The 15674-nt window shown below is 22.2% G+C and carries 18 protein-coding genes and 1 pseudogene; 14 read left to right on the top strand and 5 right to left on the bottom strand.

From position 1 onward, the window contains the following. Nucleotides 1–215: 215 nt before the first annotated feature. From AACL24_RS01860 to AACL24_RS01830, 7 genes and pseudogenes are all read left to right on the top strand, one after another. A pseudogene (locus AACL24_RS01860) lies at nt 216–1045 on the top strand (IS5 family transposase). A gap of 813 nt (nt 1046–1858) precedes the next feature. Then, nucleotides 1859–2008, top strand: a complete 150-nt coding sequence (locus tag AACL24_RS01855) for a hypothetical protein (protein ID WP_339047194.1) — start codon at nt 1859–1861, stop codon at nt 2006–2008. 11 nt (nt 2009–2019) lie between these two features. Continuing rightward, on the top strand, nt 2020–2280 hold the full coding sequence (locus AACL24_RS01850; protein WP_339047158.1) for a hypothetical protein: 261 nt from the start codon (nt 2020–2022) through the stop codon (nt 2278–2280). Nucleotides 2281–2303: 23 nt separating this feature from the next. Further along, on the top strand, nt 2304–2711 hold the full coding sequence (locus AACL24_RS01845) for a transposase family protein (protein WP_339045908.1): 408 nt from the start codon (nt 2304–2306) through the stop codon (nt 2709–2711). Between the two features lie 203 nt (nt 2712–2914). Continuing rightward, on the top strand, nt 2915–3520 hold the full coding sequence (locus AACL24_RS01840; RefSeq protein ID WP_339048301.1) for a hypothetical protein: 606 nt from the start codon (nt 2915–2917) through the stop codon (nt 3518–3520). 435 nt (nt 3521–3955) lie between these two features. Then, on the top strand, nt 3956–4228 hold the full coding sequence (locus tag AACL24_RS01835; protein ID WP_339048287.1) for a transposase family protein: 273 nt from the start codon (nt 3956–3958) through the stop codon (nt 4226–4228). Then, nucleotides 4225–4617: a transposase family protein gene (locus AACL24_RS01830; RefSeq protein WP_339049364.1), complete on the top strand. Its 393-nt coding sequence runs from the start codon at nt 4225–4227 to the stop codon at nt 4615–4617. Before AACL24_RS01835 ends, AACL24_RS01830 begins: the two co-directional genes overlap by 4 nt. A gap of 139 nt (nt 4618–4756) precedes the next feature. On the opposite strand, the gene AACL24_RS01825 is transcribed toward AACL24_RS01830, so the two are convergent. The 5 genes from AACL24_RS01825 to AACL24_RS01805 form a co-directional block, all read right to left on the bottom strand. Next, on the bottom strand, nt 4757–4960 hold the full coding sequence (locus AACL24_RS01825; RefSeq protein WP_339048299.1) for a hypothetical protein: 204 nt from the start codon (nt 4958–4960) through the stop codon (nt 4757–4759). Between the two features lie 139 nt (nt 4961–5099). Then, nucleotides 5100–6014: an ABC transporter permease subunit gene (locus tag AACL24_RS01820; protein ID WP_339048297.1), complete on the bottom strand. Its 915-nt coding sequence runs from the start codon at nt 6012–6014 to the stop codon at nt 5100–5102. 2 nt (nt 6015–6016) lie between these two features. Next, on the bottom strand, nt 6017–7219 hold the full coding sequence (locus AACL24_RS01815) for an ABC transporter permease (protein ID WP_339048295.1): 1203 nt from the start codon (nt 7217–7219) through the stop codon (nt 6017–6019). A gap of 3 nt (nt 7220–7222) precedes the next feature. Then, nucleotides 7223–8917: an ATP-binding cassette domain-containing protein gene (locus tag AACL24_RS01810; protein ID WP_339048293.1), complete on the bottom strand. Its 1695-nt coding sequence runs from the start codon at nt 8915–8917 to the stop codon at nt 7223–7225. A 2-nt stretch (nt 8918–8919) separates the two neighbouring features. After that, entirely contained in the window at nt 8920–10038 is a 1119-nt protein-coding gene (locus AACL24_RS01805) for a hypothetical protein (RefSeq protein ID WP_339048291.1), read from the bottom strand. Nucleotides 10039–10206: 168 nt separating this feature from the next. Here AACL24_RS01805 and AACL24_RS15465 point away from each other — a divergent pair, with 168 nt between their 5' ends. The 7 genes from AACL24_RS15465 to AACL24_RS01775 all read left to right on the top strand — a co-directional run bounded on the left by AACL24_RS15465 (nt 10207) and on the right by AACL24_RS01775 (nt 15229). Next, the gene (locus tag AACL24_RS15465) at nt 10207–10485 is read left to right on the top strand and encodes a transposase (RefSeq protein ID WP_422398059.1); all 279 of its coding nucleotides are present in this window, start codon (nt 10207–10209) and stop codon (nt 10483–10485) included. Continuing rightward, entirely contained in the window at nt 10407–11270 is an 864-nt protein-coding gene (locus AACL24_RS01800; protein WP_422398075.1) for an IS3 family transposase, read from the top strand. The genes AACL24_RS15465 and AACL24_RS01800 overlap by 79 nt, the downstream gene beginning before the upstream one ends. Before the next feature lie 249 nt (nt 11271–11519). After that, a complete protein-coding gene (locus AACL24_RS01795; RefSeq protein ID WP_339047158.1) occupies nt 11520–11780 on the top strand; it encodes a hypothetical protein in 261 nt (86 codons plus the stop codon). A gap of 23 nt (nt 11781–11803) precedes the next feature. After that, on the top strand, nt 11804–12211 hold the full coding sequence (locus AACL24_RS01790) for a transposase family protein (RefSeq protein WP_339045908.1): 408 nt from the start codon (nt 11804–11806) through the stop codon (nt 12209–12211). Nucleotides 12212–12810: 599 nt separating this feature from the next. Next, nucleotides 12811–13506 carry a 16S rRNA (guanine(527)-N(7))-methyltransferase RsmG gene (gene rsmG / locus AACL24_RS01785; protein ID WP_338988073.1) on the top strand — a complete coding sequence of 232 codons (696 nt, stop codon included), beginning with the start codon at nt 12811–12813 and terminating at the stop codon, nt 13504–13506. Nucleotides 13507–13584: 78 nt separating this feature from the next. Next, nucleotides 13585–14349 (top strand): AAA family ATPase, encoded by a 765-nt coding sequence (locus tag AACL24_RS01780; RefSeq protein WP_339048289.1) that lies wholly within the window; start codon nt 13585–13587, stop codon nt 14347–14349. Beyond that, the gene (locus tag AACL24_RS01775) at nt 14342–15229 is read left to right on the top strand and encodes a ParB/RepB/Spo0J family partition protein (RefSeq protein WP_174480208.1); all 888 of its coding nucleotides are present in this window, start codon (nt 14342–14344) and stop codon (nt 15227–15229) included. The genes AACL24_RS01780 and AACL24_RS01775 overlap by 8 nt, the downstream gene beginning before the upstream one ends. The last annotated feature ends 445 nt before the right edge of the window (nt 15230–15674 follow it).

Here is a 15674-nt window from a genome sequence, read left to right as displayed (position 1 = left end):
TAAATTTTAAAATTATTAATTGACTTTTAAAAAATTTAATTACGGAATATGTCTAAAATATAAGAAAAATAGCAAATATGGGAACTGGTGGTTGTTTGATTAGTAGTGGTGTTGCTATGGGTATAAACAATAATTTTAATAGACTTCTTGCAAAACCTATCTATTAAAAATTTAATTTTTAAAATAAAATTAAAAATAAAAAAGATAGGTAATCTATGATGTTTGATAAATTAAAAACTATTAACAATCCAGAATTATTAAGATTAACTGGTATAAATGATATTATTTTTAATAAAATTCTAGAAATTTTAAAGACAGAAGAAGTAAAAAAGTTTAAAAATGGTGGTACACCTAATAAATTATCATTAGAAAATCGTTTATTAATGACTTTAGAATATTGAAGAGAGTATCGAACTTATTTTCATATTGCTAAAAGTTATGGAATTAGTGAAAGTAGTTGCTATAGGAATATCAAGTGAATAGAAAATACTTTAATAAAACATCCTGATTTTCAACAACTTGATGGGCAAAAATCACTGTTAAATAATAATTTTAAAGATAAAACAGTTATCATTGATGTGACTGAAAGTACTATTCAACGCCCAAAAAAAGTCAAAAACAATATTATTCAGGAAAAAAGAAAAAACATACAATAAAAACTCAAGTCATAATTGAAAAAGATAGTAAAAAAATTATAAGTTCTTATTTTTCTTATGGTAAAAATCATGATTTTAAAATTTTAAAAAATTCAAAAACGAAATTTTTATCAGAAACAACTATTTTAGTAGATTTAGGATATTAAGGTATACAAAACATACATAAAAATGTCTTATTACCTAAACGAAAATCAAAGAAAAACCCTTTAACTAAAGAAGAAAAGAAAAATAATAAGGCTATTTCAAAAATGAGAGTTGTTATTGAACATGTTTTTGCGATTCTTAAAAAATTTAAAATTATTAGTGAAAAATATCGAAATAGAAGAAAAAAATTTGCATTAAGATTTAATTTAATAGCTTCAATTTATAATTTACAATTATTAATTTAAATATATTTGATAATTTAATATTTTATTTTTTTATTTGAAATAATAATTTTTGTTGTATTTTAATGACAAAAAATAAAACATATTTTGAACAATAATTTTTAAAAAATATTAAAAGTGTTATTAAAATAAATTTTTAAACTTAAAAAATGTGATTAATATCATAGTTTTGCAAGAAGTCTAATAATTATTTTGCTATTCCTACAATTATTGCCGGAGCAAGTGAGATTATTAATACTTTATTATTACCGTTAGGAAATACACATAATAATACAGAGTTACAAGAAGTATTTACTGATGAAAGAGCAAGATTAATTAATGGCAGTATTAATGATTATCAAAGTACAGATGACGGTATGGTTGATATTGATTTAAACGATGATAGTATGTCGGAGATTAATTTAGATAGAGCAAGTTTAAACTAGGATTATTCTTATGCTTATACAGCAAACTTGCACCAAATGTTATTAAACAAATTTTAAAATATTTTGCTGATGGTAAAAAATATCGTGATGTTTGTGATACTTTTATTGAAGGTTTAATAAGTAATAGTACAGTTTGTAGAACATATCAAAAATTTCAATTACCAAAAATTAATATCCCTAAAATAGTATTGCAACCAAATCAAACTTTATATATAAATATTGATGATGGTCATAGAAAATTTAAGTTTAATGAAAAGTATAATACTAAAAATTGTAAAAAATGTTCTATAGACATATTCCGTAATTAAATTTTTTAAAAGTCAATTAATAATTTTAAAATTTATTTTATAATTTTGTTATTAACAATAAATTTAGAAAAGTGTTGATAAAAATGATTTTTGAAAATTTAAAAAAATTAAAAAATGAAGAATTTTATAGATATTTTGGTATAAAACGTTTTCATTTTAATGAAATGTTAGAAAAATTAATTGAAATAGAAAAATTAGAAAAAATAAAGGTCGAAAAAATAAACTTTCAGTAGAAGAAAGATTAATGATGACTTTATTATACTGAAAAGAATATTATACTTTTTTTCAAATGAGTATTAAATCTAAAATGAGCCCATCAAGTTGTTTTCGAAATATTACTTGAGTAGAAAATAAACTTAGTAACCACAAAGATTACCAATTTTTAAAAGAAAGATATAAATTAAAAATTGATAAAAAACAAGAAAATTCAAATGAATTTCAATTTTATTTAATTGATTCAACTGAGATTGAAATTGAAAGACCAACTAAAAAAAACTACAGTTAGAATATTTTTCTGGTAAAAGTTGAATGTATTCTATAAAATTTCAAATTGTATATGATTTTTTTAATAAAAAAATTGTTGATATTTTTGCTGATAATGGTAAAGTGCATGATTTTCAAATATTAAAAAATTCAAATCTTGAATTTTCAGAAAAAACAATAATTATTGGTGATTTAGGATATCAAGGTATACAAAATATTTATAAAAATACAATAATACCAATTAAAAGAACTAAAAATAAAAAATTAACTAAACAAGAAAGAAAATACAATAAGATTGTATCTAAAATTAGAATTAAAGTTGAACATGTCTTTGCTTGATTGAAAAGATTCAAAATTTTAGTAAATAAATGTAGAAAATCTAAATTTAGACTTATGTACTTAAGATTTAACTTACTTTGTGAAATTTTTAATAAAATAAAACCATTAAAATAAAAAAAATATTAAAAATATTTTTTTAAAATTTAAATTTTTATCGAGTTAATATAAAAATATTATTAACAATTTTTTGTTTAAAATGTAAACTCATTTTTTAAACTATTTTTTCAAAAAATATTTATTTCTATATTCAATAACACTAAATAGTTTTAAAACAATTTTATTGACAATTAATTAAATTTAATTACGGAATATGTCCTATGAGATTATTAGTATTTTGTACTGGTAAAAAGAAAAATGGAAAATTAATTAATAAAAGAGCTGTATGTAAAATAAGAGTATCAAAAACAGAAATTGGTGCAGAAAAAACAGTTAAATTAATTGAAAAATATGGTAATTTATATTTTGAAAACTTTGACCAAGCAAATTTAATAGTTTGTGGAGATAGTGCAAAATGAATTAGAAAAACTGCTACAATTTTAAATGCTAAATTTATTTTAGATAAATTCCATGCTTTTCATGTTTTATTTCTTGGTATAATGGACGGAAGAAGAAAAAATAAAGTTGCTAAATTACATTATGAAAATGCAATAAATTTATTTTCCAAAGGTCAATATTATGAATTAATTGATTTTTTACAATCACTAACTTTACAATATAAAAAAATAAAAGTTGGTTATTTTATTAATGCAAAAGATGGCGTATTAAACCAAGCATTAGTTGAAAATATTGGTTGCTTTACTGAAACTAATATTAAACAAATTTTAAAGCATATGATTGGTGATAGAACCTATAATATTGATATGTATACAAAAATGGTTAATTTTAAATGCTATCAAATAAATACCGCCATCCAGTTATTATAAAATAAAAACTTAAATTTAAAAATAACTAAAAATAAAATAAAACTTATTAAAGTAAACGCTAATAAGAATTTTTGAGTTATAAAAGTAAGTATTATTGTTGACTAATATTTTACAAGTGTTAAGATTAACATACAATTGCATATTGAAGTCAAAATTATTCTCGTCTAACTTTATAATTTTAAGACAAATTTGAATATTATTGACAACATCGGTATGCTCCCTTTTAAAAATTATTATACAAATTATAAAAAATATTTTCTTAAAAAATAAATGCTTTAATCTAATTTACATTACTATACATTTATTTTTTTTAGATTTAAAAATTATTAGACTTCTTGCAAAACCTATCTATTAAAAATTTTAAAGACAGAAGAAGTAAAAAAGTTTAAAAATGGTGGTACACCTAATAAATTATCATTAGAAAATCGTTTATTAATGACTTTAGAATATTGAAGAGAGTATCGAACTTATTTTCATATTGCTAAAAGTTATGGAATTAGTGAAAGTAGTTGCTATAGGAATATCAAGTGAATAGAAAATACTTTAATAAAACATCCTGATTTTCAACAACTTGATGGGCAAAAATCACTGTTAAATAATAATTTTAAAGATAAAACAGTTATCATTGATGTGACTGAAAGTACTATTCAACGCCCAAAAAAAGTCAAAAACAATATTATTCAGGAAAAAAGAAAAAACATACAATAAAAACTCAAGTCATAATTGAAAAAGATAGTAAAAAAATTATAAGTTCTTATTTTTCTTATGGTAAAAATCATGATTTTAAAATTTTAAAAAATTCAAAAACGAAATTTTTATCAGAAACAACTATTTTAGTAGATTTAGGATATCAAGGTATAAAAAACATACATAAAAATGTCTTATTACCTAAACGAAAATCAAAGAAAAACCCTTTAACTAAAGAAGAAAAGAAAAATAATAAGGCTATTTCAAAAATGAGAGTTGTTATTGAACATGTTTTTGCGATTCTTAAAAAATTTAAAATTATTAGTGAAAAATATCGAAATAGAAGAAAAAAATTTGCATTAAGATTTAATTTAATAGCTTCAATTTATAATTTACAATTATTAATTTAAATATATTTGATAATTTAATATTTTATTTTTTTATTTGAAATAATAATTTTTGTTGTATTTTAATGACAAAAAATAAAACATATTTTGAACAATAATTTTTAAAAAATATTAAAAGTGTTATTAAAATAAATTTTTAAACTTAAAAAATGTGATTAATATCATAGTTTTGCAAGAAGTCTATTACTTCATCATCATTAATTTTTTGATAGTTAATATTAGAAATTTTATTAATTATTTTTTTCTCATTATTTTTAAATGTTTTTCTTTTTTTTAATATTTTTTCTAAACTTTCATTGTTCTCTTCAATCAATTTCTCAAAACTGTCATTTAAGTTTTTTACCATAATTTAAAATTCCCCTTTTTCATTGCTTAATAAATTTATTATACAGAATAAAAATAAAAACTGAATTTATTAAAAAACATTTAAAACATTATATTTATTAAACTTGATAAAGGTTTTAAAATATTGCTAGCATATAATTTTATTTTCATTTTCTACCTGCTTTAACATAAGGTTGCGCTCAACTTTTTACTAATTCTGTATTAGGACGAAAAATCATTAATGATACTAATGCTATTAAATATGGAAACATTCCTCATAATCAACTTGGAATATTATTACTAATAACTATAAATGTTTGTGAAGCATTAATATACTGATATAAAAAAGAAAAAATAAAACAAATAATAGAAGTTAAAAAAAATCTACTATGTGCCATCATTCATAAAGCAATTGCTAAAAATCCAATACCAGCAAAATTATTACTATAAATAAAAGTACTTGGAAGTACATAAACAAATAAAGCACCTGAAAAACAAGCTAAAGAACTAGAAAATAGCGAAATATAAAATCGAGAACGACGAACATGAATATAATTTAAAGCCACTGCAGTTGGATTCTCACCAATTCCTCTAATGTATAATCCAAGCTTAGTTAAAAACAAAATAGCTGCAAAAATATAAATTGCTAAAAAGGTTACCAAAATTGCAATTCAAGAAAACTGATAAATATAAATACTTGCTAATGAATAATTTATTTCTCCAGTAAATGTTAATGGTAAAATTACTGCTAATCCATAACCAAAATAATTAATAACCATTGATACTAAAAATTGATTTGTTCTAAACAATAAGGTTGCTAAACTATGAATTAAACCAAATACAATTCCGATGATAATAGTGATAAAAAATGCCAAAATTGCAACTCCACCACCAAAATTATTTTTTAATTGTGAAACAATTATACAATATGTAGCAGCACCAGTACACATAATACCATCAAAACCAAAATTAACAATCCCTGCTCTAGTATTTAAAATTCCACCTGTACATAACAATAATAATGGACAAGCAAATAATAATGTATTAACTAAAATTGTTGAAAATGAGAGTAACATAATTATTTTTTTCTCCTTTTCCTTTTAAATATTTTATTTTTTTTAAAAATTTTTGAAGATTTTGATTCAACATTAACAATTTTAACATTTTGTTGTTCATCCTTAATTAATTCTTTTTTTCATATTAGCTTCTTTTTTAGTCTTATTAAATATTCTTTAATAGCAATAGAATGAGTTAAGTAATGCCAAATAAAAGGATAAATACCAATAATGTAAATGGTTATTGATAATACTATTATTGCAATTTCTGGATTTTTCAAATACATAAAAGCATTATTTTCAATAGGACTAATAAATAAACTCATAAAAAATGATGAAAATAAAATAACTCCTGGTGTATATCCCGCTAAAGCAGCTACTACTATCCCATAAAATCCTTCTTGAATTGGAGCAGAAAGCGAAGGTAAATTATTATTAACTCCTAAAAAATAAAGATAACCAGCAATTCCTGCTATCGCTCCTGAAATTGGTAAAATTATTAAACCCTGATATTGAGGATTTAATCTGGCATATTTTGCAGCAACGGGGTTTTTAGCAATTGCGTTTAATTTAAAACCAAGAGTGCGATTATTAAAAATAATAATTGCGATTAATAAGACAATAATAGCAATAATAATACCAGCAGAAAATAAATTACTAATGCTAAAAGGTCCACTAATTAATGAAAATCTAATATTAGTAATTTGTGTTGGAATGTTTAAGTTATGATAAACATTACTGGCTATTAAACCTTTATATCCTTCTCAAGCAATAAAATTAAATAAAATAGTGCTAATAATTTCATGAATTTTAAAATAAGTTTTTAAAATTGCAATAATTAAACCGGCTAAACCACCAATTAAAACTGCAATTAATAAAAGAAAAGGAGTAATTCATTGACTATGACCACCACTCTTATAAATAGCTACTGCCAATACATATGTTACCATAGCACTAAATAACATTTGACCACTAACTCCAAAGTTATAAATACGATACTTAAAAGTAATAGCTACTGCTAATCCTGTTAATATTAATATACTATATGTTTCAATTAAATTACTAAAACTTACTAAATTAGTTAAAGGATTAATAAAAATAGTTTTCCAAAATAATAATGGATTAACTTGTAAACATAGCATTAATAAACTAACAAAAAATAGAGTTATTAGTAATAATAATGCACCCACTAATCAAAAATTTCATTTTTTAATATTTTCCAACATATTTTAACCCAACCTTGACCTAATATTTTCCATTTTTTTATTAATTCAACTAGTAATTTTGACAAATGCTCTTTTCAAATAATTAATTGTTCTAATTATTTTTTTCTTTTTCAAACTTCACTTTGTTTGTGGTAATTGATACATTTTATCAGTTTTAACAATTATTTCATTTGTAATAGGATAATCATGTCATAGTGCTGGATTGTTCATTATTTCAACTTTAACATCTTTATTTTCCAATTTACAAATAAATTGTTTGTGATAAATAACTGCTACTCGTTGACACAATAATTGTAATAAGTACGGATCAGTATCAATAATTAAAATGCTTGAGCCACTTTCGCGTAACTCTATTATCTTTTTAATAATTAATAATGAAGAATTTTCATCTAAATCAGAAAATGGATTAGATAAAATTAATAATTGTGGTTGCTCTTCAATACTTCTTGCTAATACAAATTTCTGCATTTCTCCTTTTGATAATTTATTAATTTTAATAAAAATATTATTATCGTTAAATATTTGATATTTTTTAATAATTTCTCGTACCTTTTTATTAACAACGGCTGTTTTGACAACTCCGGATTTAGTTACATATTTTTCTTTATTATAATTTCAAAAGGTAAAATTTTCAAATAAAGTGGCGTCAGGAATTATAGCAGTATTACTATAATGTCCAGATATTCAATGAATTCCTAAATTACTAATTTCTTGCGGTTTAAAATACGTTACTTCTTGTTCTTGAAAAAAAATGCGTCCTGTTTGCGTTTTAATCATACGTACTATACTTTCAAGTAAAACCTCGCTATAAAGGTTTTCATAATCATAAATACCATATATTTCACCAGGGCGAATTGCAAATTCAATTTTATGAAAATTTGAAATATTAGGTTTATTCAAAGAAAGATTATCAATATAAAGCATTGGTAATGAATTTATCGATTTTGGCTTTTTATAATTAAAAATCTTACCTCAATAATTAGTTGTAAATAATTTAGTATTTTCTTCTAATTTCATTACTTTTGTTTTACCAATATTTAAGTTTTCAATTCAAGATACTCGATTAGCAACCATTTTAGCAAATTCTTCATCTCTAGTTGTGAAAAGGACCGTTATTTCTTCATTACGAAATGTTTTAAAAATCATTCAAAACTCTACTTTTTGACTATCAGATAAACCAACAGTTGGTTCATCTAACAATAATATTTTAGGTTCTTTGAATAAAGCACGAAGCAAAGATAATTTTTTTAATTCTTCAATCGCAAGTGTTGATACTCTCTTATTTAAATTAAGTTTAATTTTATATTTTTCCATTAAATTATTAATTTTAAATTCAGCTTCTTTTCAATTAGGAAAAATTTTGGCAATAGTTGGTTCATTACCCAGTATAATATTTTGTTTAACAGTAAGATTGTCTAAGAAAAAATCATCTTGACCAGTATAAGCCATTCTAAAATAAAGCATTTCACTAGGATCACGAGGAAAATAACATCGTTTTCTTAAACTATTAATAACAATTTTTCCTTTAGAAGGTTGTTCAAAACCAGCAAGCATTCTAATTAACGTTGATTTACCAACGCTATTATTACCAATAATGGCATGAATTTCTTGTGTTATTTCTAAATTAACATTTTCAAATATAACACGAGTATCATAATATTTACTAATTTTTTGTAACTTCAATATTGTTTTTTCCATAATTATATATCTCCATACTGATTAGTAAAATCAATGTTATTAACACCATAAGTTTGTATTTTACTTTCTGAAGCACTAGGTATAATTTTAAAATTAGGATTAATTTCTTCGTTAAATGTCTCATCAAAAATTTCCAAACCAGGCATAAAACCAAAAGCTAAATAATTAATATCATCATAAACATAATCATTATTATTAATGACATTAGATCCAATAAAACTAATAGTTTTACTATAAGTTGGACGTGAAGATATTAACCTAGCAGTATAAGCAATAATACTGTTATATCAATAATTAGTATTAATAATAAAATTAACACCATGTGTTTCATATAATGATTGGGCAATCTGACCAACACCGGCAACACTATCAGCACTATAAATATTACTTGTTACAAAACTATCATGAGGATTAGCATAAATAATTTTATATGTAATTTTTGGATTATCAATACCATTAATTATCTCAGCAAATTGATTCAAAATAGTTTGATCATAATCAATACCAATATTATTAATAATACCAATTCTAACTATCAATTTACCGTTGTCATCAACATCAAAGTTATATTTTTTATTTATTATTCCATCCTGAACATTTTGTTGAAAATGTTCAGCAATTTTACTGCCATAATTTAAATGGCTACTAGTTACGTTATCAGTATTATATCTAATATCATAAATATTATTAGTGACTTTAACCGTATCAGCAATAATATTATTAAAAAAATAAAATTTAACATTCTGAAATTGTTGTAATACTCTAATTAAGTTTTTAGTAGAATAACTACTAGTTTCACTATGATGTGGAATATACTTTTGAAAACTAGGATTTAAAATATAAACTTTTTTGATATTATATGTAGATAAAAAGTTTCTCAATATTAATGCATAATAATTATCATCTTGAGAACTAAACAATGTTACTACATGATCTTTACCATAAAAAGTTTGTAACTTTTGATAAACAAGTCGGTCATAAATGTTTGGATTTTGTGCTTGTTGATAACTTGTTATTAATAAAACTGTTGGCTGTAAATTCCAAGTACAAGCATAAATACTACTACTAATAGTAGTTATTGTTGGCAAAATTATAGTGAATAATAGAAAACGTCGAAACATAAAAACCACCTACCAATAATACTTATTTATAATTATACAAGAAATCTTAGTTTAATATCGAACAATCAATTTATTGCAAATTAATTAAACAGTGGATGGGTTACAATTTATTGGACACTAATTACGTAGACAAGTAAACAAATTTGTTAAAAGAAAGGAACTATAATTATGGCCAATATTAACTCATATACCGATGAATTTAAAAAACAAATAGTAGCTTTATATCAAAGTGGCAAATCAGTATCTTGCCTTGCTAAAGAATATAATGTTACAAGAGCAGCTACTTACAATTGAATTAAGCAATTTAGTAATTCAGGAAGTTTTAAAACTAAAGATAATCGTTCTTTTGAAGAAAATGAATTAATTAAATTAAGAAAAGAATTAAAGCAATTACGAATGAAAAATGATATTTTAAAGCAAGCAGCACTAATAATAGGCAGAAAATAGAAATTATTGTCAAAAATAAAGCTAAATATAAAATTCGCACAATGTGTCGTTTTTTAAAAATATCTAAATCAACATATTATTTTAATTTAAAGAAAAAAGAAAATAAAATCAAAAATAATATTTATGATGAAGCTGTTATTAGTGCTTTTAAAGAAAATAAAGAAGTTTATGGTACTAGAAGATTAAAAAAAATTCTAGAAAACCAAGAAATTTATTTATCGCGCAGAAAAATTAAAAAAATTATGAATGAAAATAATTTAATATCAAAATATACTAAATTATCATTCAAAAATCATAATAACAAAGTTAACGATAGTCAAATAACTAATCTTGTTAATAGAAAATTTAAGAATAGGATTAAAAATGAAGTTATTGTTAGTGATTTAACTTATGTACAAGTTAATGGTAGGTGAAACTATATTTGCCTATTAATAGACCTATTTAACCGCGAAATTATCGGACATAGTGTTGGAGTTAAAAAAGATGCATCATTAGTACATCAAGCATTTATGCAATCAAATCGCTGTTTAAAAGATATTCAAATATTTCATAGTGATCGCGGTAATGAATTTAACAATAAAATTATTGATAAACTTTTACTAGCATTCAACATTAACCGTTCTTTAAGTAAAAAAAGTTGTCCTTATGATAATGCTGTTGCTGAAGCAACTTTTAAAACTTTTAAAACCGAATTTATTAATGATAAAAATTTTACATCATTAATCCAATTAAAATTAGAATTATTTGATTACATCAATTGATATAACAATAGACATATTCCGTAATTAAATTTTTTAAAAGTCAATTAATAATTTTAAAATTTATTTTATAATTTTGTTATTAACAATAAATTTAGAAAAGTGTTGATAAAAATGATTTTTGAAAATTTAAAAAAATTAAAAAATGAAGAATTTTATAGATATTTTGGTATAAAACGTTTTCATTTTAATGAAATGTTAGAAAAATTAATTGAAATAGAAAAATTAGAATAAAATAAAGGTCGAAAAAATAAACTTTCAGTAGAAGAAAGATTAATGATGACTTTATTATACTGAAAAGAATATTATACTTTTTTTCAAATGAGTATTAAATCTAAAATGAGTCCATCAAGTTGTTTTCGAAATATTACTTGAGTAGAAAATAAACTTAGTAACCACAAAGATTACCAATTTTTAAAAGAAAGATATAAATTAAAAATTGATAAAAAACAAGAAAATTCAAATGAATTTCAATTTTATTTAATTGATTCAACTGAGATTGAAATTGAAAGACCAACTAAAAAAAACTACAGTTAGAATATTTTTCTGGTAAAAGTTGAATGTATTCTATAAAATTTCAAATTGTATATGATTTTTTTAATAAAAAAATTGTTGATATTTTTGCTGATAATGGTAAAGTGCATGATTTTCAAATATTAAAAAATTCAAATCTTGAATTTTCAGAAAAAACAATAATTATTGGTGATTTAGGATATCAAGGTATACAAAATATTTATAAAAATACAATAATACCAATTAAAAGAACTAAAAATAAAAAATTAACTAAACAAGAAAGAAAATACAATAAGATTGTATCTAAAATTAGAATTAAAGTTGAACATGTCTTTGCTTGATTGAAAAGATTCAAAATTTTAGTAAATAAATGTAGAAAATCTAAATTTAGACTTATGTACTTAAGATTTAACTTACTTTGTGAAATTTTTAATAAAATAAAACCATTAAAATAAAAAAAATATTAAAAATATTTTTTTAAAATTTAAATTTTTATCGAGTTAATATAAAAATATTATTAACAATTTTTTGTTTAAAATGTAAACTCATTTTTTAAACTATTTTTTCAAAAAATATTTATTTCTATATTCAATAACACTAAATAGTTTTAAAACAATTTTATTGACAATTAATTAAATTTAATTACGGAATATGTCCAATGAATTATTATTAATAGATTTTGTTAGTTCGTTTGAAAATTAAGTAAAATTTTCATTTTTTTTATTTTTCCTTTCAATGATATAAATTAAAACATAAAAACTCATTTACTTTAAATTAAGCAATGAGTTAAAAAACTTTTATAATTTTTTAATAATTATTATTATATGTGTTAATTATATTTGAGTTTAAAGAAAATACAACGAAAATGATATTTTAAAGGTTTTAAATTATTTTTAGTAATATTTAATTTTGAAGGATAGTAGTTATGTGATAAAATTTCAAACATATACTAAAAAAACATTATAATTAAATATAATTTAATTATTTAAAACATTATATTTATAGTCTACTTTAAATAAAGTATTTTATTAAATGATTGATTTAGGAGTAAGCAATGAATAAAAATTGAGCTATAGGTTTAACTAATTTAACTTTAACCCCAATAATGGAACAACAATTAAGTCAGTATTATAAAATTTTAATTGCTGAAAATAAAAAATATAACTTAACAACGATCATTGAAGAAATGGAAGTTTATTATAAACATTTCTATGATTCTCTTTTAATTAGTAATAATATCATTTTGGAGGATCAAAATATTTGTGATGTTGGTAGTGGTGCTGGTATACCAGGAATAATTTTAAAAATTTGTTTTCCCAAATTACAATTAACTATTATTGAATCGAATACAAAGAAATGTCAATTTCTAAAAACAGTAATTACTGAACTAAACTTAGAAAACGTTTATATAATTAATCAAAGAGTAGAAACATTTGCTCATCAATATCGTGAAACATTTGATATTGTAACAGCAAGAGCATTAGCACCGTTAAATATTTTAAGTGAATTATGTTTAGGATTAGTTAAAGTTGAAGGATTATTTATTGCTTATAAGGGTCTTAAAGTTGAAGAAGAACTTGCGTTGGCACAAAATAGTATTAACACAATGGGTGCAAAGTTAATTAATCAATTTACTGTTCAATTACCAAACAACTATGGTCAAAGAACAATCCTTCATTTTCAAAAATATAAATTATGTGCTTTAAAATATCCAAGACCTTATCAACAAATTAAAAGTAAACCTTTGTAAATAATATTAATTAAAATTAGTGTTAAACTTAATTAGTAGGATAAAATATTAGTCTATTAATTTAGAAAGGTAATTATTATGGGCAAAATTATTGCAATTGCTAATCAAAAAGGTGGAGTTGGAAAAACAACTACTGCTACTAATCTTGCTGCAGGTTTAGGTATAAAAAATAAAAAAGTGTTACTTATTGATTTGGATCCACAAGGTAGTGCTACTATTTCAATGGGTTTTGCTGCTGATAAAGTTGAACAAGATATATATGATGTTTTAGTACATGATGTTCCATTGGAAAAAGTACTTAAAACTGAAGTTTGTCAAGGAGTAGATTTATTACCATCAACCATTTCTTTGGCGGGAGCCGAAATATTTTTATTAGAGCAATCTCGTAATAAAAGAAATATTTTATTAGAAAAATTAGAACCCGTAAAGGAAGTATATGATTTTATTATTATTGACTGTCCACCTAGTTTAGGATTAGTTAATCGTAATGCTTTAGCTTCAGCTAATTCAGTTATTATTCCATTGCAAGCTGAGTTTTATGCATTAGGTGGTTTGGTACAATTATTATCTACTATTCGTTTAGTACAACAATTATTTAATCCCAATTTAGAAATTGAAGGGATTTTATTAACTATGGTTAATATTAGAACAACTTCTTCTGTTGAAGTTATCAAAGAAATTCAAAAAAATTTTAGAGAAAAAGTTTATAAAAATTATATTCCAAGAAATGTAACTCTAAGTGAAGCACCAAGTCATGGTAAAAATATTTTTAGTTATCGGCCACGTTGCAGTGGTGCTATTGCTTATCAAAGTTTAGTGAATGAGGTGTTAAATAATGTCTAATGATAAAAAAAATCGTATTTCTGCTAAAGGCTTAGCATCAATTTTTGGTGAAGGTTTAAATGATTTGATAACTAACATTGAAAGTTCACCAGAAATTGCTAAAACTTTTTCACAAACTATTTCTCTTGCTAAAATTATTCCTAATCCATATCAACCGCGTGTAGTATTTAATGAACAAGAAATTAAAGAACTAAGTGATTCAATTAAAATTCATGGTTTAATTCAACCAATTATTGTTAAAAAAACGATAACAGATGGTGTTTTTCAATTAGTTGCTGGTGAACGTAGAACTAAAGCTGCAAAATTAGCAGGTCTAACAGAGATCTCTGCAGTAACTATTGAAGTAACAGATCAACAATTAATGGAATTTGCTTTGATTGAAAATATTCAACGTGTTGATTTGAATGCTTTTGAAGAAGCACAAGCATATCAAACTTTAATTAGTAAAATGAAATGAACTCAAGAACAACTCTCACAAAAAGTTAATAAATCACGTAGTCACATTGCTAATACTTTACGAATTTTACAATTGCCAGTAGAGATTTTACAAATGCTTCAACGCAATGAATTAACAATGGGTCATGTTAAACCGTTATTAAGTTTAGGCACTAATCTTAATTTAATGGTAACTATTGCTAAAAGGGCATATAGTGAACAATGGAGTGTTCGTAAGGTTGAAGATGTTATTAAGATGCAACAATTAAGTTTAAATCAAAAACAAAATGTTAATAAAAAGTCAGATCTTCATTTAGTAGCATTAGAAAATACTTTATCAAGAACTTTAGATACTAAAGTAAAAATCAATAAAAAACAACTAATCATCAATTATAGTAATCACAAAGAATTAAATCGAATTTTAGAATTTTTAAAATTAATATAAATTTAAAATGAGTATAAATGTTTTAAAACATTTATACTCATTTTTTATCTTGTAAATTTATTTTATGATATTTCTCTAAAAGGAAATATTAATCCTGAATTAGTATAGATAATTAAGTTTGTAATAAAAACAAATAAGATAGATAAACCAATTGCAATTTTACTTATACCTAGTATGATTAATAACTTTTTTGATATATCATGAGGATAAGTTAAAAGTTTCTTTTCCATATTTTCCTCCTAAAAGTTATATTTATTTTTAAGCCTTACTTATTTATAATTATATACTATTGTAAAAGTTTTTATCATTATATTTGATGTTATAATGTTATTTAAAATAATTTATTTTAACATTGAAAGGAAAATTAAATATGCCAGAAAAAGATAAGAATACGTTATTTAAACGTATTATTTTTAGAAAATATAAAGATGAAATTGATTAGACT

The sequence above is a fragment of the Spiroplasma endosymbiont of Colias croceus genome (genome assembly GCF_964020095.1).
Classification (GTDB): domain Bacteria; phylum Bacillota_I; class Bacilli_A; order Mycoplasmatales; family VBWQ01; genus Spiroplasma_E.
This window is presented reverse-complemented; position numbering and strand designations above follow the sequence as displayed.